Origin of the sequence: Streptomyces sp. NPDC085900, from assembly GCF_044540925.1 — a bacterium.
Taxonomy (GTDB): Bacteria; Actinomycetota; Actinomycetes; order Streptomycetales; family Streptomycetaceae; genus Streptomyces; species Streptomyces gilvifuscus.
The window spans coordinates 942,841-962,141 of record NZ_JBITSP010000004.1; the positions used below are offsets into that span (position 1 = coordinate 942,841).

The window sequence follows — 19,301 nt, forward strand, 5'->3', positions numbered from 1 at the left end:
TGAGTGCATGGGTGTGGGCTGTCGCCGCGACGCCGGAAGGTCGGTCCGGCCCGGTCGGTGCGACACCAAGAGCATCGGCGGTCGGCGCGGTCCGGCGCAACGGCCACCGCCCGTTCGGCGACGGTGGAACCATCCCAGCCCATCTGACGTGCAGGTATATGGAGTGCCTGGGATACGGGGACGCGACGCGACGACGGGGGAACGGTGTCGGCTGGGGACGAGGTCGAGGAGTTCGCGGCGCTGCTGCGCCGGCTGAAGGACCGCACGGACCGGAGCTACGGCTCCCTGGCCCGGCGCCTGCACATGAACACCTCCACGCTGCACCGCTACTGCGCGGGGGAGGCGGTACCGCTGGAGTACGCGCCGGTGGAGCGCCTCGCGGCGTTCTGCGCGGCGACACCGGAGGAACGCCTGGAACTGCACCGCCTGTGGCTGCGGGCCGTGGCGGCGCGCCAGCGCCCGCGGTCGACCGGGCCCGGCGCGCCGGAGGACCCGGCTGCGGCGACCGAGCCGGGAGCGCCGGGGGCGACGCCTGCGGCGGCCGAGCCGACGCCGAGGCCGACGGACGAGGCACCCGCAGCCAGGGACGCCGTTCCGGCTGAGGAGGCGGCTTCGGCGGAGGGCGCACCCGAACCCGCGTCCGAGCCCGCACCCGACCCCGCTCCGGGGCCGCGTTCCTGGTATCGGCGTCGGCGGGTGCTGGTGTCCGTCGGTGTGGCGTGTGCGCTGCTCGCCTCCCTGGGCAGCCTGCGCGCCCTCTCGGACGACCGTGCCCCGCAGGCACGGGCGCCGCACGACAGCACGGCGCCCCGGACCACGGCGCCGGGCGCGCCGTGGCGCCCGTCGAAGCCGTCGGCCGGTTCCTCCCCCACCACCGCCCCGAACTCGTCCTCACCCGAGGCGGGGAAGAAGCCCACCGCCTCGGCATCGCCCGGCGGCGGTTCCGGCGGGACCGGCGGTACTGGCGGGCGGGCCGCCGGACTTCCCCTCGCCTGGACGGTGGACTCCCAGGTGTGGCAGGGAGGCTGCGGTCACGACTACGTCATCGACAAGCCGCCCGCCCAGGTGCCCCCGCCCCCGGTCCAGCAGGACGCCGGGACCTGGGCGGCGACGCAGGGCGCGGTGCACGGGCGGCAGACCCTGGTGCAGGTCTCCGTGCAGGGGCGCTCGTCGACGGCCGTCGTCCTGGAGGCCCTGCGGGTGCGGATCGTCGGCCGGGGGCAGCCCCTGACCGGCAACGCCTACGCCATGGACCAGGGCTGCGGCGGCGAACTCACGCCCCGCAGCTTCACCGTGAACCTCGACGCCGACCGGCCCATCGCCCGGCCGAAGGACGGCGCCGACAGCGAACACACCATCCCTGCCGTGCACTTCCCCTACCGCGTCTCAGCCCAGGACCCCGAGGTGCTGCTCGTGGACGCGACGACACGGGCCCACGACGCCCGCTGGTACCTCGAACTCGACTGGTCCTCCCAGGGCCGCAAGGGCACGATCCGCATCGACGACCACGGCCGCCCGTTCCACACGAGCGGCATCACGGACATGCCGCGCTACTGGTACGGCACGAACGACTCCGGCGACCGCGCCTGGGTCCCCTACGACAGCTAGCGGCGTGGCACGTTGCGAAGGTTGGAGCGGGCCATCTGGAGCATCCGGCCCACACCGCCGTCCAGGACGATCTTCGACGCCGACAGGGCGAAGCCCGTCACCATCTCGGCGCTGATCTTCGGTGGGATGGACAGGGCGTTGGGGTCGGTGACGATGTCGACCAGGGCGGGCCCCTTGTGCTTGAAGGCGGACTTCAGGGCCCCGGCGAGGTCCTTGGGCTTCTCCACCCGCACTCCGTAGGCGCCGCACGCGCGGGCCACGGCCGCGAAGTCGGGGTTCTTGTTGGTGGTGCCGTAGGAGGGCAGCCCGGCGACCAGCATCTCCAACTCGACCATGCCGAGCGAGGAGTTGTTGAACAGGACGACCTTGACCGGCAGGTCGTACTGCACGAGCGTCAGGAAGTCGCCCATCAGCATGGAGAATCCGCCGTCGCCCGACATCGACACCACCTGCCGGCCGCGGTCGGTGAGCTGCGCGCCGATCGCCATCGGCAGGGCGTTCGCCATGGAGCCGTGCGAGAACGAACCGATGACCCGGCGGCGGCCGTTGGGCGAGATGTAGCGGGCGGCCCAGACGTTGCACATGCCGGTGTCGACGGTGAACACCGCGTCGTCGTCGGCGAGTTCGTCGAGGACGGAGGCCACGTACTCCGGGTGGATGGGGACGTGCTTGTCGACCTTGCGGGTGTATGCCTTGACCACGCCCTCCAGGGCGCCGGCGTGCTTCTTCAGCATGCGGTCCAGGAAGCGGCGGTCGGTCTTCTCCTTGACCCGCGGGATCAGGCAGCGCAGGGTCTCGCGCACATCGCCCCAGACGGCCAGGTCGAGTTTCGAGCGGCGGCCCAGGTGCTCGGGCCGGACGTCGACCTGGACGATCGTCACGTCGTCGGGCAGGAAGGCGTTGTAGGGGAAGTCGGTGCCGAGCAGGATCAGCAGGTCGCACTCGTGGGTGGCCTCGTAGGCGGCGCCGTAGCCGAGCAGGCCGCTCATGCCGACGTCGTACGGGTTGTCGTACTGGATCCACTCCTTGCCGCGCAGGGCGTGGCCGACGGGTGACTTGATCTTCCCGGCGAACTCCATGACCTCGGCGTGGGCGCCGGCCGTGCCGCTGCCGCAGAACAGAGTGACCTTCTCGGCGCGGTCGATCATGTCGGCGAGCTTGTCGATCTCGGTGTCGCCCGGCCGGACGGTGGGCCGGGAGGTGACCAGCGCGCTCTCGGCGGCCCGTTCGGGGGCGGGCTGGTCGGCGATGTCACCGGGGAGGGAGACGACGGCGACGCCCGACCGCCCGACGGCGTTCTGGATGGCGGTCTGCAGCAGGCGCGGCATCTGCTTGGGGCTGGAGATGAGCTCGCTGTAGTGGCTGCACTCGCGGAACAGCTGGTCGGGGTGGGTCTCCTGGAAGTAGCCGAGGCCGATCTCGCTGGAGGGGATGTGCGAGGCGAGGGCCAGCACGGGGGCCATGGACCGGTGGGCGTCGTACAGGCCGTTGATGAGGTGCAGGTTGCCAGGGCCGCAGGAGCCGGCGCACGCGGTGAGCTTCCCGGTGATCTGGGCCTCGGCGCCGGCCGCGAAGGCGGCGGTCTCCTCGTGGCGGACGTGCACCCAGTCGATGGCTGCGTTGCGGCGCACGGCGTCCACGACCGGGTTGAGGCTGTCGCCGACGACGCCGTAGAGGCGCTTGACTCCGGCTCGGACGAGGATGTCGACGAACTGTTCGGCGACGTTCTGCTTGGCCATGGCGCTCTCATGCCCCTTCGGTCTCCGGAGTTCCCTACGGGTTACATGAATTCACAACGCGCCGCGTCACGCCTCCCAAACGGCGGCGGCCGTGCGGTCGTCCGCGTATCCCTTGACCCGCACCTGGGTGTCGGCCAGGAACGCGGCGAGCCCCGGCGGGGTGGGGCCGGACCACCGGCCGGTCAGGTGGCGGCACAGGTCCGGCTCGCCGCGCAGCGGTTCCGCGAGGCCGCTGGTGCACATCAGGAGCGTGTCACCCGGGTGGGCGATGGAGGCGCGGAAGCGGAAGGGTTCCCGGGGTGGTTCCGGGGCGGGTTCGTAGGGGCTCGGGGGTGTCGGGATGCCCAGGTCCATCGTCAGGCGGTCGCCCTCGGGGGTCTCGGCCGGCAGTGAGCCGAAGCCGACGACCGGTTCGCCGGTGACGTCGGCGACGCGGGGTTCGATGTCCTGCCAGTCGCCGTCTCTGAGGCGGAACAGTCCGCCGTCCCCGACGCCGAAGAAGACGCGCGTACGGCACTCCGGGTCGGCGGGCAGCAGCAGGCAGCGCAGGGTGGCCGCGTACTCCTCCGGGTCGATGCCCTGCTCGGCGGCGCTGGCGCGCAGTTTGCCGAGGCTGCGGTCGGTGAGGCGGTGCAGGCCGGACTTGAGGTCGCCGCGCCTGCCCGCACGGATGTCCTCGGCGAGCCGTGCGTGGCTGCGGCCCACGGCCCGGCCGATCCAGTGGCAGGCCTCGGCGGCGGCGCGGTGGGCGCCGGGGGTGGCCCGGGCGCCGGTGGCCATCGCGACGAGCACCAGGGCGTGCTCGGCGGTGCCGAAGCGGGCGGTGAGGAGGGAGTCGCGGCGGGGTTCGCCCCGGTAGCGGGCGGAGTCGCCGCGGACGGAGGCGGCGCGCAGGGTGCAGGCGCCGTACCGGGCGCCGTCGAGGACGGTGTCGGCGACGAGGTCGTCCAGGTCGTCGGGGTCGGCGGGCGGGAGGGCGGTGGGTTCGGCGTCGTAGGTCGGGGGGCCGGAGCCGACGTAGTCGACGGGGGGTGGCGGGAAGGCGGGGAGGTCGAGGTGGGTGGCCGTGTGGGGCGTGGGCGATGGCTCGGGGGTCGGTGGCGATGGCGGTGGCGGGGTGTCGTCCGTCCGCGGGACGGACGGCGGCGCGGGGGGCTCGGCCGGAGCCGTGACCGCCGTGCCGGGCGGCTCCGTCGGCGTCCTGCTGGACGGAGGCTGTTCGGGGGGCGGTGTCTCGGTGCTCCTGGAGCGCTGTTGCGGAACCCCCCGTCCCGTCCCGGGATCGGTGTCCTCGCCCCGCTCCCCCGCCCCGGTGTGCACCGCTCCCGCCGCGGAGGCGAACCGGTCGTCCAGAGTGTCGGCCGCGGGGGTGGGCCCCGTGTCCTCGGTGGAGTCGTCGTACAGCTGTCCCCACCAGTCGTCGTCGTGCCCGGTGGGCCTTCCCCCCTGCTGACTCATGCCCCTGATTGTCCACCGCGGGGGCCGGATGAAAACGGGGCATCGGGAAAATCCCGCACGGCACGCCGTGTCGAACGGCGTGTCGAGTGAGTCGTCGAACAGGGGTGCGGAGGAAGTCACCGGGCGGCTCCACCCCCCACGGGAGAGCCGCCCGGCGACCGCCGGGGTGACCCGGGCCCGGATCCCCTGCGTGCCGACGGTGCGCCGACGGCACGCTCACGGGCCCGGATCACGCTGTGGATGACCGGATCACGTCCCGACCCGGTCGGACCGGTCCCGAGTGTGACCCGGTTCCCTGGAGATGAGCTGTGAGACGGCCCGGGATTCCGCCGCAGGCGGGCGGGGCCGACAGGGTCGTGCCGTCACCTTGGCAGAGAGACGGGCGGTACGGCGATGATGTTCCGAGGCGGGTTTGCGCCGTGGCCGGTTTCCGCCACCGCGCGGCCCGGTGGGCTTGGGTCCGGGGAGGGACGACACCGCATGCTGGCAGTGCTGGGGCTGGACGAGACGCACGAGTCGGCGTACCGGGCGCTGGTCTCGGTGGGCGCCGCCGACGTACCGGATCTGGCCCGGCGGCTGACGCTCGGCGAGGACGACACCGAGCTGGCGCTGCGGCGGCTGGAGCGGCACGGGCTGGCCGCCCAGTCGTCGGCGCGGCCGGGACGGTGGGTCGCGGCGCCGCCCGGGGTGGCGCTGGGCGCGCTGCTCACCCAGCAGCGGCACGAGCTGGAGAGGGCGGAACTGGCGGCCGCGCTGCTCGCCGAGGAGTACCGGGCGGCCGCCGCCGAACCGGCCGTGCAGGACCTGGTCGAGGTGGTGGTCGGTGCCGGCGCGGTCGCCCAGCGGTTCCTGCAGTTGCAGCTGGGGGCGGCCGACGAGGTGTGCGCGCTGGTCACCGGCAGCCCCTCCGTCGTCTCCGGCATGGAGAACCACGCCGAGGAGCAGGCCGCCGGCCGCGGAGTGCGCTACCGGGTGGTGGTCGAGCGGTCGGTGCTGGACCTGCCGGACGGGATGACCGAGCTGTCCGCCGCGCTGGGCCGGGGCGAGGAGGTGCGGGTGGTGGACCGGGTGCCGACCAAGCTGGTGGTGGCCGACGGTTCGCTGGCCCTGGTGCCGCTGACCACGCACACCGCGGAGCCGGCCGCGCTGGTGGTGCACGCGAGCGGGCTGCTTCAGCTGCTGTCCGGGCTGTTCGAGTCGGTGTGGCGGGACGCGCTGCCGCTGCGGTTCGGGGCGGCCGGGGTCACCGAGCAGGAGCCGGACGGCCCCGACGCCACGGATCTGGAGGTGCTGTCCCTGCTGCTGGCCGGGCTGACCGACGCGAGCGTGGCAAAACAGCTGGACCTGGGGCTGCGAACGGTGCAGCGCCGCGTCGCGCGGCTGATGGAGCTGACCGGCGCGACGACCCGGCTGCAGCTGGGATGGCATGCGTACGAACGGGGCTGGGTGACTCGGGAGCGACCCTGACCTGCACATTCGGCTCCGCTCGGGCACCCTGGGCTCATGGGAGTGTGGGACCTCGTGCTCGTCGGCCTGGTCCTCCTGCTCGGCCTGTGCGGGGTGCTGGTGCCCGGGGTGCCGGGGTCGTGGCTGGTGTGGGCCGCGATCCTGTGGTGGGCGCTGAAGGACCCTCGGCCGGCCGCCTGGTGGGTGCTGGTCGGCGCGACGGTCGCGCTGTTCCTCTCCCAGGTCGTGCGCTGGGCGCTGCCGCCCCGACGGCTGCGGGGCAGCGGGGCGACCCCACGGATGGGCGTGTACGCGGGTGCCGGGGCGTTCCTCGGCTTCCTGCTGTTTCCCGTCCTGGGCGCGATCCCCGGCTTCATCGGCGGCATCTATCTCAGTGAACGCCTGCGTCTGGGCGGGCACGGCCCGGCGATGGCGGCCCTGCGCACCGCGATGCGCTCGGGCGGCTCCAGCGTGCTGGCGGAGCTGTTCACCTGTCTGCTGATCGCCGGGGCATGGCTGGGCGTGGTGTTCCTGGGCTGACGCCCCGGCGAACCGACGACCCGGCGAACAGGCGGGCTACAGGCAGCCCTCCAGGGTGAGCAGGTGCACCTTCCGTTCCAGGCCGCCCGCGTAGCCCGTCAGCGCGCCGTTCGCGCCGATCACCCGGTGGCAGGGCCGCACGATGAGCAGCGGGTTGGCGCCGATCGCGCCTCCGACGGCCCGTACGGCCGCCCGGGGCGCCCCGATCCGCGCGGCGATCTCGCCATAGGTCGTGGTGGCGCCGTAGGGGACGGAGTCCAGAGCGGCCCACACCCGCTCCCGGAACTCGCTGCCCGCGGTGCTGAACGGCAGCCGGAAGTCCTTCAGTTCACCGGCGAAGTAGGCGTCCAGCTGTTCCTCGGCGGCACGGAAGAGCGCCGGCTCGTACCGCCAACTCGCATCCACCTCACGCCCGTTGCGCTGCCCGGGCACGGAGACCGAGGTCAGGGCGCCGGTGGCGTCGGCGGTGATCAGCAGGGCGCCGACGGGGCTGTCGACACGGGTCCACAGGGTGGTCATCGCGGTTCAGTCCAACTCTCCCGCTGCACGCAGGTGTCGTAGGGCGTACGAGCGCCAGGGGCGCCAGGCGTCGGGGACGTCCAGGCCGGGCGGGGCGACGTCGGGGTCGCCCAGGGCGCGGGTGCGGATCTCGGCGACGGTGCCGGCGTCCATGCCGGGCACCGCGAGCAGTGCGGCCTGCGCCTCGTCGCGGTCGACGCCCGGGTCGAGACGCAGGGCGCCGTCGGCGAGGGCGGCGGTGAGGGCGCCGAGGGTGCCGTCGGGTTCGGCCTCGGCGAGGACCGCCGGTTCGGGGAAGAGGTGGGTGAGGCTGCCGGAGGGCGAGTCCAGCGCCTTGCCGTAGCGCCGCACCAGCCGTTCGCTCGCCCGCGGCCCCAGCAGGGCCCGTACCGCCGCCTCGTCCGCGTCGGCGGCGCCCGGCGAGCGCAGGCCCCGGCGGGCGGCGACGAGGGGTGCGAGCCGTGGGTCCGCGCCGAGCCGCTCGTCCACCGCGTAGGGGTCGGCGTCGAGGTCGAACAGCCTGCGCAGCCGGCCGACGGCGGTGGTGAGGTCGCGCGGGTCGGTCAGCTGCAGCCGGGCCTCCAGCCAGCCGCCGGGATGCGCCGCGGACGCCGCCCCGGACGCGCCCGCCCGTTCGTCGACGGCGACGACACCGGTGCCGTGCGGGAGGCGGAGGGTACGGCGGTAGGTGCGGCGGCCGGGCTCCCCGAGCACCTCCTCCACGCCGGGCACGGCCTCCTCGGCGAGCAGGTCGAAGACGGCACCGGCCTGGTACGGCCCCCGGTACGCGAGCCGCAACGGGATCCCCGCCGCGGGGCGCCGGCCCCGCTGCCGGGGCGCGGCGGCCCGCAGCTCGCTCGGTGTGGAGGCGTACACCTCGCGGACGGTGTCGTTGAACTGGCGGACACTGGCGAACCCGGAGGCGAACGCGATCTCCGTGATCGGCAGATCGGTCGTCTGCACCAGCACCCGCGCGGTGTGCGCCCGCTGGGCCCGGGCCAGGGCCACGGGCCCGGCCCCGAGCTCGGCGGTCAGCTGCCGCTGCACCTGCCGGGCGCTGTAGCCGAGCCGCCCGGCGAGCCCGGCGACGCCCTCGCGGTCGACGACGCCGTCCGCGATCAGCCGCATGGCGCGCCCCACCACGTCGGCGCGAGCGTTCCACTCGGCCGACCCCGGCACGGCGTCCGGACGGCAGCGGCGGCACGCCCGGAAGCCCGCGCCCTGGGCCGCGGCGGCCGTAGCGAAGAAGCGGACGTTACGGCGCCTCGGGGTCACGGCCGGACAGCTGGGCCGGCAGTAGATGCCGGTGGTCTCGACGGCGAAGAAGAACTCCCCGTCGAAACGAGCGTCCCGACTCCGCACGGCCTCATACCTGGTGTCCTCGTCCATCACCCCTCCAGTCTGCGCCGCGCGCCGACCCGGGGCTGGCGGAAATCGGACACGGCGGCCGGGGGTGCCTCTCTGGAGCGACGGCCCCGGCCGACCGGCGGGCGCAAACGGCACCCCCGGCTGGCCGTCGACCCGTCGACGGGCCCGCCCGGGAACGGCACCCCCCACCCGCCGACCATCGGCCCATCGGCGGGCGGAAACGGCATCCCCGGGCCGGCCGTCGGCCGTCGGCAGGCCCGGGAACGGCACCCCGACCGACCATCGGCCCTTCGGCGGGCCTGCCCGGGAACGGCACCCCGACCGACCATCGGCCCTTCCGCGGGCCTGCCCGGGAACAGCACCCCGACCGACCATCGGCCCTTCGGGAGGCGGAAACGGCACCCCCGACCAGTCATCGGCCCGTCGGCGGCCCCGCACGGGAACGGCACTCCCGCCACCATCGGCCCGTCGGCTTGGCCCGCGGGCGCCGCGCCTCCGAAGGCCACTGGTCCGCCTACGCGCGCCTCGGGGGCAGCCCCCGAACAGCCCACCGACCGACCGGTGGTGCCTTTCAGGAGCGGCGCGCCCCCGACCGGCCATCGGCCCATCGGGAGAACCCCTACGTGCGGCGACACCGACCCCCGCCGACTCCCCAGAGCGCGATCCCGGGAGAGGCACCCTGGGCCTCCCAGAAGCGCCGCGCCCCCCCGACCGGCCACCGGCCCATCGGGGGACCCCGACGCGCGGCGCCGCCGGCTACCTGCCGGCGTCGCCCAGACCCGTCTCAGGAGCCGGGCCCTGGGCCCCCGCCCACCGCCCCCGGGGGCTCTCAGCCGCGGCGCCCCCTCTTCAGTTCCATTGCCGCCCTGCCCTCCGCGCCCTTGCGCTTCCAGTCGCGGCGTAGTTCTGCGCGGGCGCGGGCGTCGGTCTTGGCGACGATCCACTGGTTCTCGCGGACCAGTTTGCGGTAGCTCTCCAGTCGTCGTACCTGGAGTTCTCCGGCGTCCACGGCGGCCAGGACCGCGCAGCCCGGTTCGGCGTTGTGGGCGCAGTCGTGGAAGCGGCAGCGTTGCGCCAGTTCCTCGATCTCGGAGAAGACCTGTCCGACACCGCTCTCGGCGTCCCACAGGCCGACGCCGCGCAGTCCGGGCGTGTCGATGAGGACTCCCCCGCCGGGCAGGGCGAGCAGGTTGCGGGTGGTGGTCGTGTGACGTCCCTTGCCGTCGACGTCCCGGGTGGCCCGTACGTCCATCACGTCGGCGCCGACGAGCGCGTTCGCGAGGGTCGACTTGCCCGCGCCGGACTGGCCGAGGAGCACGGAGGTGCCGTCGCCGACGGCGGCGCGCAGGACGTCGAGGCCGCCACCGTCCACGGCGCTGACGGGCAGCACGGCGACGCCGGGCGCCGACAGTTCCACGTCCTGGACCAGGTAGGCCCGCGTCACGGGGTCCGGCACGAGGTCGGCCTTGGTGAGGACGACGAGCGGCTGGGCGCCGGACTCCCAGGCCAGGGCGAGGAACCGCTCGATGCGGCCGAGGTCGAGTTCGGCCGCCAGCGACACCGCGACGATGGCGTGGTCGACGTTGGCGGCGAGGATCTGCCCCTCGGACCGCTTGGAGGAGGTGGAGCGCACGAAGGCGGTGCGGCGCGGCAGATACGCGCGCACATAGCGGGGGTTGCCGCCGGGTTCGACGGCGACCCAGTCGCCGGTGCACACGACCCGCAACGGGTCGTTAGGGGTGACGAACGCGGTGTCGGCCCGCAGCACCCCGCCGGCGGTGACCACGTCGCACTGACCGCGGTCGACCCGGAGCACGCGCCCGGGCAGCAGGCCTTCGGTGTCGTACGGGGCGAACGTGTCCGCCCATGCCTCGTCCCAGCCGTAGGGAGCGAGCGCGGTGAAGACAGAACTGGAAGTCAAGGGTGACCCTTCACAAGGGCGGCCCCGGCGACGGGTTCGGTGTGGTCAGCCGGCGGCCACGGAGGTGGACTTGATGATCTGGATGCGGGCAGCGCTCGTCGCAAAGACAGCCATCGGTCGACACCTCCTTCTTTCCTCTGCTCGGGACTTCCTTGTGGACCCGGCGCAACAGTAGCCCGCCGCGCCGGTGTTCCGTCAACCGGTTTTCTCGCAGGGCTGCCCGTTGAGCGTGAAGTCGTAGGGCGGCGAGTTCTTGGTCTTCCAGGAGGCGAGGAAACCGAAGGAGAGAGTGCCGTGCGCGGGGACGGCCTTGTTGTAGTCGGCGGCGGTGGCGGTGACGCGGGAGCCGCTCTGGGCGACGGTCGCGTCCCACATCTGACCGACCTGCTGGCCGTCCTTGAAGGACCAGCCGACGCTCCAGTTGGTCAGGGCCCGGGTCGTGGTGACGGAGACGGTGGCCTGGAAGCCGTCGGGCCACTCGTTGACCAGGTCGTAGCCGACCGTGCAGGTGGCCGCTTCCTTCACCGTGGCACCACTGCCGCCGCCGGCGGCGGACGACGAGGTGCCCTGGGGTTCGGGGTCGGGTTTCTTCTCGTCGCCGGTCCGTGTCCTGGAGACGGTCGTGGTCGGGGACGGGGAGGTGCCGCGCGGGGACGAGGTGACGGGCGGCGGGGAGGGGCGGGGGGCGGCCACGGGACTGCTGTCGGACGGGGTGTCGCCCGCCGTGATGTCGCCGTCCGCGCCGCCGAACGGCATCAGGGACACGGCCAGCGCGAGGAGCGAGACCAGGACGGCGGCGACGAGGAGGCCGTTGCGCACCGTCCGCGCCCGGTCCGCGCCGGACTTGGGCTCGCCGTGCTCGCCCTCGGCCGGGTCGGGGCGCCCGGCGCCGAGCCGCACCTCGGCGGCCCGCCTGCGGCGCTCCAGGTAGGCGAGGCCGCCCCAGCCGATCACGCCGCCGGCGAGGGCCGTGGGGAGTCCGCCGCCGTGCGGGCGCAGACAGGCGGCGGCCTCGGCGCACTCCACGCAGGTGGCGAGGTGGCGCGAGAGGTCGGCGGGGATGTCGGCGCCGGGCGAGCGGGTGACGGCGTCGAGGAGGCGGGCGTAGCTGCGGCAGTTCGCGTCCAGCGGCATGTCGAGGTGGGCGCGGTGGCAGCGGTCGCGGAACAGGCGGCGCACCTCGGTGAGTTCCTCGCCGACGAGCGCCGGGTCGAGGCCGAGCCTGCGGGCCACCACGGAGTACGGCAGCGCCTCCACCTCGGCGAGCCACAGCAGTGTCGCGTCCGCGTCCTGCAGGTCGCGCAGGGCACGCAGGGCGAGCGGGCGTTGCAGCGGCGGGCCGGTGTAGCGCGTGGCCTTCTCGGAGTTGAGCCACAGGCGCAGGTCGGGGTCGAGGTCGTCGCCCTGTCCGCCCTCCTCCCAGTCGGCCGCCGTGCTGCGCACGGCGGTCAACAGCAGCGGGATCATGGGCAGTCGGGGTGAGCGGCGGCCGGTGCCTCGGGCGGCGGGTCCGGTCTCGGTGGCGCGGACCTCGCGTATTCCGAGCGCGAACGCCTCGGAGGCGAGTTGCGTGGCCGCGGTGGCGCCGGCGGTGCACAGGTCGGCGTAGGAAAGCACCGCGTCCCAGCACTCGGAGAACAGCGCGGCCTCGGCGGCGTCCTTCGGGGTCGGCAGGTCGGGCATGGGTCTCCTGCATTGAAAGCGAGGTCAACTCACCATGACGGCAAAGGAGTTGGGGGGAACCTCGCGGCAGGGCAGGAGCCTTTCACGTTTTTCTCACAACTGACAAGCGCTGTGTTCAGTTGTCCTGACAGACCCCTGTGGAACCGCCGCCGGGCAACAACTCCGGCCTCATGTACGCAAGGAGACCACGCTTCGACTCACCGTGCACAGAGGTCGCTCACACCTCCGCCGTCTCCTCCGCGTTCTCGTCCTCCGTCTCCCGCGCCGGAAGGCTGTCCATGAAGGAGCTGACGGAGAAGACGGCGCGGCCGGGGCCGGGCGGGCCGTAACCGGGGGGCGAGGACAGGCCGAAGTCGTCCATCGTCTGCCGGTAGGCCTGCAGCAGCCGGATGTGGTACTCCAACGGGGCGCCGTGCGGGTTGGCCTTGCCGAGCGGGGTCGTGGGCTCGGGGCACCAGGTGGTGAAGCGGGGCGTGATGCCGTTCGACATGAAGAAGCGCAGGCCCTCGGTGGTCGAGGCGATGGCCTCGTCGACCGTCTTGAAGCCGAAGGGCTCGGCCATCTCCACGCCCGCGACGAAGTTGGGGATGACGTTGCGCGCGCCGAAGACGTCCGCCGAGTCCAGGATGCGCTTGTGCCACTCGTCCCGGCCGACGTACCGCTCCTTGCCCGGGCAGTACATCTTGAACAGGTACTCGTCCCACACCTCGTAGTTGGGGTGGTAGATCTGCACGCCGTAGTCCTTGAACCGCTGCACGTCGTCCTTGGGCAGCGCCTGCGCGACGACCTTGCCGATCCAGCGGCCCGGGAAGCGCTCCTCGATGGCCTTGGCGTAGTGGCCGTAGAAGTCGGCCTCGTCCCGCCCGGAGACCGTCTTGGTGATCGCGCCGCCGGTGAGCGTGTAGGCGGTGGAGGCCTTGGCGGTGTCGTACCGGTCGATGATCTCGAGGGCTTCCAGCACCTCCTCGACGTCCTTCACACCCGTGTACGGGCGCCCGGCCGCCTTGTGCTGGCGCCAGTTGTGGTTGATGTCGCAGTACTGGCACTCCTCCTTGGCGCCGAAGTACTGGCAGACGCGGAAGACGGTGAGGTAGATCAGGTAGCCCCACTGGATGGTCGGGGCGACCTCCATGACCGACTTCCCGTTGGACAGGGTGTGCCGGTAGTACTCGGGCATGGGCGGCACGCCGACGTCGGCGATGCGCCTGCCGTCGAGGTAGAGGCCGAGCACCCCTTCGTCGTTCGCGGCGACGCGGTACGGCGAGGCCGGGTTCACGCGCACGGAGACGACGGTGCGGCGCAGGTCGTAGGGGCCGCCGGTGAGGATGATCTCCTCCGGGGGCCGGCGCAGGGCGGCCTCGCCGAGCTCGGGCAGGGTCCCGTGGTCGAAGGAGAAGATGAAGTACGACTTCGGCTTGACCTCGCCGCCCTCGTTGTCGCTCAGCGCGGAGGGGTCGAAGGCCACACCACCACGCAGCAGGTCCTCTTTGAAGACGGCCTCCCGCGGTACCTGCGGAAAGCGCTCCATCAAATCCTCGACCAGTGCGGTACGGCTGCCCATCCCGACTCTCCTCCCGGCTGCGTTCGACTCCCCACCGTATGCCTCCGCCCGGCGCTCAGCCGTGCCGGGTCCCCTCACGGCGCGCGATGTGTCCTGGTATCGGCAGGCCGGGCGGCAGCAGCGGGTCGGGCTCGGGGGTGCCCCAGGACCAGGTCAGCGGCAGGGTCCCGGCCCACAGGCCCAGCTCGGCGTCAGGGCCGTCACCGTCGTCGGGGGCCCCGGTGCGGATCTTCACGGAGGCCTGTTCGAGGGAGAGGGCGAGCAGGGTGGTGGCGGCGAGCTCCCTGCGGTTGGGGCCGCGGGCGTAGGACCACTGGCCGGGTGCCGCGTGCTCGGTGAGCAGGCGCAGCCCGGCCAGCTTCTCCTCGGGGTCGGTGATCTTCCGGGCCTCGCCGTGAATCATGGCGCTGCGGTAGTTGACGCCGTGCTCGAAAACGGAGCGGGCGAGGACCAGTCCGTCCACGTGCGTGACGGTGACGCACACCGGGGTGGAGCCCGCGAGACTGCGGCTGGCCACCGAACCGTGCAGGTAGAGCTGCCGCTCGTCGCGCCCGTAGACCGTCGGCACGACCAGTGGCCGGCCGTCGACCACCACGCCCAGGTGACACACGAATCCGGCGTCGAGGACGGCGTCGAGGTCGGCGCGGTCGAGGCTGCCCTGTTCGCGCAGGCGGCGGTGGCGGGTGAGGTCGTTCTCCGGGAGCGGTTCGAGCGTCATACGGCAGGACGCTACCGATATCGCACCTATGACGCCAGATATTTGCGGATTGCTCTGGCCAGCGACTCATTCACCGCGAAATCCGCAGCCGATCCGCTCAGGCTTCCCGCTCCAGCACCGCCGGATCCACCGGATGGGCGAGTTCTTCGCCCGCCAGCAGACGGGCGGCTTCCTCGGCGACCGTCGCGCCGAGGCGGGCGAGCTCGTTGCCCTGGGAACCGGCGAGGTGCGGGGTGACGAAGGCGCCCGGGAGGTCGTAGAGGGGCGAGTCCGCCGGGAGCGGCTCGGGATCGGTGACGTCGAGGACGGCGTTCAGCCGCCCGGCGCGCACTTCCTCGACGAGGGCGTCGTGGTCGACCAGAGCGCCGCGGGCGGTGTTGATCAGGGTCGCCCCGTCGGGCATCAGGGCGAGTTCCCGGCGGCCGACGAGGTGGCGGGTGCTCGGGGTGTCGGGGGCGTGGACCGTGACGATGTCCGAGGTGCGCAGCAGATCGTCCAGCGGCAGCAGCGGCACGCCGAGTTCGGCCGCCCGGCGTTCGGTGACGTACGGGTCGGTGAGGCTCACGCGCAGGTCGAAGGGAGCGAGCAGGGCGATCACGCGGCGGCCGATGCGGGAGGCGCCGATCACGCCGACGCGGCGGCCGTGGTTGCCGATGCCGGGGACAACGCCCCATCCGCCGGGGTGGACCCGTTCGGCGCGCAGGCGTTCCCGGGCGGCGAGGACGTCCTTCCCGGCCAGCAGGATCATCGCGAGGGTGTACTCGGCGACCGGGACGGCGTTGGCGTCGGCCGCCGACGAGACCACGATGCCCCGCCGCCACACCTCGGGCGTGGTGAAGCCCTTGACCGAGCCGGCCGAGTGCATGACGGCACGCAGCCGGGGCGCCGCGTCGAGGACGGCCGCGTCCAGCCGGGGGCAGCCCCAGCCGGTGAGCAGGATCTCGGTGCGGGCGAGCGCTTCGCGCACGCGTGCCTCGGTGAAGTCCTCGGCGATCAGCTCCGGGTCGACGTCCACCGCCTCGCGCAGCCGGGCCAGCACCTCCGGAGGGAAGACGAGCGGCAGGTTGCCGGCGGTCATGGCGAACAGAGCCCGGGGACGCTCGGACAAGGGAGTGGCCCTCCGGCTTCGCGAGAAAGTTGTAGAAAACGCTCTCCACGGTAGGCGGCGGCGAGTGAGAGGGTCAACGTGCACACACTTCCTCGAAGGGGACGGCAGGGATGACGGAGACGGTCACCAACTGGGCGGGCAACATCACCTACACCGCGAAGGAGCTGCACCGCCCCCACTCGCTCGACGCGCTCGGCGCGCTCGTGGCCGGCAGTCCGAAGGTGCGCGTGCTGGGCAGCGGGCACTCCTTCAACGAGATCGCCGAGCCGGGCGCGGAGGGCGTCCTGCTGTCGATCGCCGCCCTGCCGCCGGTGATCGACGTGGACACCGCGGCGCGTACGGTACGGGTCTCCGGCGGCGTCCGGTACGCGGAGTTGGCGCGCGAGGTGGACGCGCACGGGCTCGCGCTGCCCAACATGGCGTCCCTGCCGCACATCTCGGTGGCCGGCTCGGTGGTGACCGGCACGCACGGCTCGGGGGTCGGCAACGGCTCGCTGGCGTCGGCCGTGCGGGAGGTCGAACTGGTCACGGCCGACGGGTCGGCGGTCACCGTCGGGCGGGGCGACGAACGGTTCGACGGCGCCGTGACCTCACTGGGCGCCCTGGGCGTCGTCACCGCCCTGACCCTGGACCTGGAACCGTCGTACGAGGTCGAGCAGCACGTGTTCACCGAACTGCCCCTCACCGGGCTGGACTTCGAGAAGGTCGCGGCGGCCGCGTACAGCGTGAGCCTGTTCACCGACTGGCGGGAGCCGGGCTTCCGCCAGGTGTGGCTGAAGCGGCGCACCGACCAGCCGCTGCCGGAGTTCCCGTGGGCTGCGCCGGCGACCGAGAAGCTGCATCCCGTGCCGGGGATGCCGGCCGTGAACTGCACCGAGCAGTTCGGGGTGCCGGGGCCGTGGCACGAGCGGCTGCCGCACTTCCGGGCGGAGTTCGTGCCGAGCAGCGGGGCCGAGCTGCAGTCGGAGTACCTGCTGCCCAGGCAGTACGCCCTCGACGCGCTGCACGCGCTGGACGCGATCCGCGGGACGGTCGCGCCCGTGCTGCAGACCTGCGAGGTGCGGACGGTGGCCGCCGACACGCAGTGGCTGAGCCCCGCGTACGGACGGGACACCGTGGCGCTGCACTTCACCTGGTTCGAGGACACGGCGGCCGTGCTCCCGGTGGTGCGGCGGGTGGAGGAGGCCCTGGACGGCTTCGACGCGCGACCGCACTGGGGGAAGGTGTTCGCCGTGCCGGCGGCCGTGCTGCGGGGCCGGTATCCGCGGCTCGGTGACTTCCGGGCGCTGGCGCGGGAGCTGGATCCGGCGGGGAAGTTCACCAACGCGTTCGTGCGGGGCGTACTGGAGGAGGCTTCGTAAGGCCCATTTTTTAACCCCTTGTCGAATGCCCGCGCGGGTCATAGCCTGGCGCGGCGCCGGTGGCCGTCGGGGTCCGGCCGGAAGTTCTTCGGGGGAGATCGGGTGGCGGACACGGAGGTGCGGCCCGGCACGGCCGGCCGGCTGTTCAGCCGGGCGGCCGCGGTCGCGTCCTGTGCCGGATTCGTCCTCATCGGCATGCTCCAGGCGCTCTACGGGCCCGCCGTCCCGGGTCTGCGCGAGGAGTTCGGCCTGTCCCCGTCGGGCGCGGGTCTCGGTCTGAGCCTGCACTTCGCGGGCGGCGTGGCCGGCGTCCTGGCCTTCAACGCGATCCACTCCCGGATCAGCAACAGGGCTCTGCTGGCCGCGAGTTACGCGCTGATGGCGTTGGGCAGCGCGGGCTTCGCGCTCGCCCCGGCCTGGCCGCTCGCGCTGGCCGCCGCCTTCCTCGGCGGCCTCGGCTTCGGCGGCATCGACTACGGCCTCAACCAGTTGTTCGCGGTGGGCTTCGGCGACCGGTCCACGGCCATGCTGAACGTCCTCAACGCCCATTTCGGCATCGGCGCGGTCCTGGGGCCGGCGGTGGTGGCGTGGGCCGGACCCGGGAACTACGCCTACGCCTTCGGCGGTTGTGCCGTCCTCGCGGCGGCGCTGGCGCTGTGCACGAGCGGCGTGCGCACGGCCTCCGTCGAGCCCGTGGAGTCGAGGCCGGGCTCGCTGGGCCTGTCCCGTGTCCTGCTCGGCTTCCTCGTCCTGTACGTCCTCAACGTCGCCGTCGAGGCGGGCGTCGGCGGCTGGGAGCCCACCCATCTGGAGACCGTCGGCTACAGCGCGACCGTGGCCGCCTCGGCGACGTCCGTGTACTGGCTGATGCTGACCGCGGGCCGGTTCCTCATCGTCCCGATCGCCCTGCGGCACTCCCCCGAGCGCATCCTCGCCCTGTGCGCGGCCGGCATGACCGCGTGTCTGCTGCTGTCGCTGGTGGAGGGAGTGGCGCCGGTGGCGTACGCGGGTGTCGGGTTGTTCATCGCGCCGGTCTTCCCGACCGGACTGCCCTGGCTGAACAGGGCGCTTCCCCAGGCGAGGCGCGCCGGTGCCTGGGTCATCGCCGCGTCGATGGTCGGCGGAGTGGCGGCTCCCCCACTGCTGGGAGCGGGCATCGAGGCCTCGGGCATCCACGCGGTCCCCTGGGTGCTCGCCCTGCTCTCCGCCGCCTCGCTCGTGGCGACCGTGTGGTTGATCCAGCTCACCCGGAGGTCCGTCGAGTGATCGGCAGCATCGAGGTCCGCTCCCTCTCCCGCTCGTTCCACACCACCGTCCGCCGGCCCGGTTTCGCCGGCGCCCTCAGATCCCTCGTCAACCCGGAGCGGGCCGTCAAGCACGCCGTCTCCGACATCTCCTTCGACGTGGCGCCCGGCGAACTCCTCGCCCTGCTCGGCCCGAACGGCGCCGGCAAGTCCACCACCATCAAGATGCTCACCGGCATCCTCACCCCGACCTCCGGCGAGGCCCGGGTGGCGGGCGTGGTGCCGTACCAGGACCGGGAGCGCAACGCCCGTAACATCGGCGCGGTGTTCGGGCAGCGCACCCAGCTGTGGTGGGACCTGCCGGTGCGGGAGTCGTTCGCGATCCTGCGGGACATCTACGAGGTGCCGAAGGCCGAACACGCCACACGCCTCAAGGAGTTCGACGACATCCTCGAACTGTCGTCCTTCTGGGACACCCGGGTGCGCCATCTATCCCTGGGCCAGCGGGTGCGCTGCGACCTGGCGGCCGCGCTGCTGCACGACCCGCCGGTCGTCTTCCTGGACGAGCCGACCATCGGCATGGACGTGGTCGTCAAGGAGCAGGTGCGGGAGTTCCTGCGGCACCAGGTCGAACAGCGCGGCCGTACGGTCCTGTTGACCACGCACGACATGACGGAGGTGGAGCGGCTCGCCGAGCGGGTCGTGCTCGTCAACCACGGGCGGCTGGTCCTGGACGGCACGCTCGACGAGATCCGCCGCAAGTACGGCTCGACCTGGCAGGTGCGGGCCACCCTCGCCGACGCGCACACCGACGTCGTGCCGCCGCCGGGCATCGCGCTGCTGCGGCAGGAGGGGCCGCAGGTCGTGTTCGGCCCGGACGGACCCGACGCGCCCACCGTCCACCAGGCGCTCAAGGCGGTCATCGAACGGTACGAGGTGACGGGCATCGCCATCGACGAGGCGGACCTGGAGGACGTGATGCGGGCCGCGTACGTGCACGCCGGTCCCGGCGCGGAAGGGGCCTGAG

Annotated in this window: 15 protein-coding genes; 6 read left to right on the plus strand and 9 right to left on the minus strand. The window is 73.1% G+C overall.

Annotated features, from left to right (window positions below; all coding sequences use genetic code 11):
* Positions 1 to 204 precede the first annotated feature (204 nt).
* A complete protein-coding gene (locus ACIGDI_RS18315; protein WP_399897461.1) occupies positions 205 to 1,608 on the plus strand; it encodes a helix-turn-helix domain-containing protein in 1,404 nt (467 codons plus the stop codon).
* Here ACIGDI_RS18315 and ACIGDI_RS18320 read toward each other — a convergent pair.
* On the minus strand, positions 1,605 to 3,347 hold the full coding sequence (locus ACIGDI_RS18320) for a pyruvate dehydrogenase (RefSeq protein WP_399897464.1): 1,743 nt from the start codon (positions 3,345 to 3,347) through the stop codon (positions 1,605 to 1,607). The genes ACIGDI_RS18315 and ACIGDI_RS18320 overlap by 4 nt on opposite strands.
* A gap of 66 nt (positions 3,348 to 3,413) precedes the next feature.
* Complete coding sequence (locus ACIGDI_RS18325; protein WP_399897468.1) at positions 3,414 to 4,805, minus strand: protein phosphatase 2C domain-containing protein; 1,392 nt, start codon at positions 4,803 to 4,805, stop codon at positions 3,414 to 3,416.
* Positions 4,806 to 5,285: 480 nt separating this feature from the next.
* Between ACIGDI_RS18325 and ACIGDI_RS18330 the strand changes: the two genes are divergently transcribed.
* Together ACIGDI_RS18330 and ACIGDI_RS18335 are read left to right on the plus strand one after the other, a co-directional pair.
* Positions 5,286 to 6,272 (plus strand): helix-turn-helix domain-containing protein, encoded by a 987-nt coding sequence (locus ACIGDI_RS18330; RefSeq protein ID WP_399897471.1) that lies wholly within the window; start codon positions 5,286 to 5,288, stop codon positions 6,270 to 6,272.
* Positions 6,273 to 6,308: 36 nt separating this feature from the next.
* Positions 6,309 to 6,791, plus strand: a complete 483-nt coding sequence (locus ACIGDI_RS18335) for a DUF456 domain-containing protein (protein ID WP_399897474.1) — start codon at positions 6,309 to 6,311, stop codon at positions 6,789 to 6,791.
* 36 nt (positions 6,792 to 6,827) lie between these two features.
* On the opposite strand, the gene ACIGDI_RS18340 is transcribed toward ACIGDI_RS18335, so the two are convergent.
* The 7 genes from ACIGDI_RS18340 to ACIGDI_RS18370 form a co-directional block, all read right to left on the minus strand.
* Positions 6,828 to 7,310, minus strand: coding sequence for a methylated-DNA--[protein]-cysteine S-methyltransferase (locus ACIGDI_RS18340; RefSeq protein WP_399897477.1), 483 nt, complete (start codon positions 7,308 to 7,310; stop codon positions 6,828 to 6,830).
* A 6-nt stretch (positions 7,311 to 7,316) separates the two neighbouring features.
* Positions 7,317 to 8,699: a bifunctional transcriptional activator/DNA repair enzyme AdaA gene (locus ACIGDI_RS18345; protein WP_399897480.1), complete on the minus strand. Its 1,383-nt coding sequence runs from the start codon at positions 8,697 to 8,699 to the stop codon at positions 7,317 to 7,319.
* A gap of 808 nt (positions 8,700 to 9,507) precedes the next feature.
* A complete protein-coding gene (gene rsgA, locus ACIGDI_RS18350; RefSeq protein WP_399897483.1) occupies positions 9,508 to 10,599 on the minus strand; it encodes a ribosome small subunit-dependent GTPase A in 1,092 nt (363 codons plus the stop codon).
* A 195-nt stretch (positions 10,600 to 10,794) separates the two neighbouring features.
* Positions 10,795 to 12,282 (minus strand): cellulose binding domain-containing protein, encoded by a 1,488-nt coding sequence (locus ACIGDI_RS18355; RefSeq protein WP_399897486.1) that lies wholly within the window; start codon positions 12,280 to 12,282, stop codon positions 10,795 to 10,797.
* A 217-nt stretch (positions 12,283 to 12,499) separates the two neighbouring features.
* Positions 12,500 to 13,843: a radical SAM protein gene (locus ACIGDI_RS18360; RefSeq protein WP_399897489.1), complete on the minus strand. Its 1,344-nt coding sequence runs from the start codon at positions 13,841 to 13,843 to the stop codon at positions 12,500 to 12,502.
* 55 nt (positions 13,844 to 13,898) lie between these two features.
* Entirely contained in the window at positions 13,899 to 14,561 is a 663-nt protein-coding gene (locus ACIGDI_RS18365) for a pyridoxamine 5'-phosphate oxidase family protein (RefSeq protein WP_399897492.1), read from the minus strand.
* A gap of 97 nt (positions 14,562 to 14,658) precedes the next feature.
* Positions 14,659 to 15,669 (minus strand): hydroxyacid dehydrogenase, encoded by a 1,011-nt coding sequence (locus ACIGDI_RS18370; RefSeq protein ID WP_399897495.1) that lies wholly within the window; start codon positions 15,667 to 15,669, stop codon positions 14,659 to 14,661.
* Between the two features lie 110 nt (positions 15,670 to 15,779).
* On the opposite strand from ACIGDI_RS18370, the gene ACIGDI_RS18375 reads away from it, so the two are divergent.
* The 3 genes from ACIGDI_RS18375 to ACIGDI_RS18385 all read left to right on the plus strand — a co-directional run bounded on the left by ACIGDI_RS18375 (position 15,780) and on the right by ACIGDI_RS18385 (position 19,300).
* Positions 15,780 to 17,030: a D-arabinono-1,4-lactone oxidase gene (locus ACIGDI_RS18375; protein ID WP_399897498.1), complete on the plus strand. Its 1,251-nt coding sequence runs from the start codon at positions 15,780 to 15,782 to the stop codon at positions 17,028 to 17,030.
* Between the two features lie 102 nt (positions 17,031 to 17,132).
* Entirely contained in the window at positions 17,133 to 18,296 is a 1,164-nt protein-coding gene (locus ACIGDI_RS18380; protein WP_399897501.1) for an MFS transporter, read from the plus strand.
* Positions 18,293 to 19,300 carry an ATP-binding cassette domain-containing protein gene (locus ACIGDI_RS18385; RefSeq protein WP_399897504.1) on the plus strand — a complete coding sequence of 336 codons (1,008 nt, stop codon included), beginning with the start codon at positions 18,293 to 18,295 and terminating at the stop codon, positions 19,298 to 19,300. Before ACIGDI_RS18380 ends, ACIGDI_RS18385 begins: the two co-directional genes overlap by 4 nt.
* Position 19,301 lies beyond the last annotated feature (1 nt).

Bases quoted from the DNA above. Each gene is read 5' to 3' on its own strand.
- ACIGDI_RS18320 (WP_399897464.1), bottom strand. From the start codon at position 3,347: ATGGCCAAGCAGAACGTCGCCGAACAGTTCGTCGACATCCTCGTCCGA.
- ACIGDI_RS18325 (WP_399897468.1), bottom strand. From the start codon at position 4,805: ATGAGTCAGCAGGGGGGAAGGCCCACCGGGCACGACGACGACTGGTGG.
- ACIGDI_RS18330 (WP_399897471.1), top strand. From the start codon at position 5,286: ATGCTGGCAGTGCTGGGGCTGGACGAGACGCACGAGTCGGCGTACCGG.
- ACIGDI_RS18335 (WP_399897474.1), top strand. From the start codon at position 6,309: ATGGGAGTGTGGGACCTCGTGCTCGTCGGCCTGGTCCTCCTGCTCGGC.
- ACIGDI_RS18340 (WP_399897477.1), bottom strand. From the start codon at position 7,310: ATGACCACCCTGTGGACCCGTGTCGACAGCCCCGTCGGCGCCCTGCTG.
- ACIGDI_RS18345 (WP_399897480.1), bottom strand. From the start codon at position 8,699: ATGGACGAGGACACCAGGTATGAGGCCGTGCGGAGTCGGGACGCTCGT.
- ACIGDI_RS18355 (WP_399897486.1), bottom strand. From the start codon at position 12,282: ATGCCCGACCTGCCGACCCCGAAGGACGCCGCCGAGGCCGCGCTGTTC.
- ACIGDI_RS18360 (WP_399897489.1), bottom strand. From the start codon at position 13,843: ATGGGCAGCCGTACCGCACTGGTCGAGGATTTGATGGAGCGCTTTCCG.
- ACIGDI_RS18365 (WP_399897492.1), bottom strand. From the start codon at position 14,561: ATGACGCTCGAACCGCTCCCGGAGAACGACCTCACCCGCCACCGCCGC.
- ACIGDI_RS18375 (WP_399897498.1), top strand. From the start codon at position 15,780: ATGACGGAGACGGTCACCAACTGGGCGGGCAACATCACCTACACCGCG.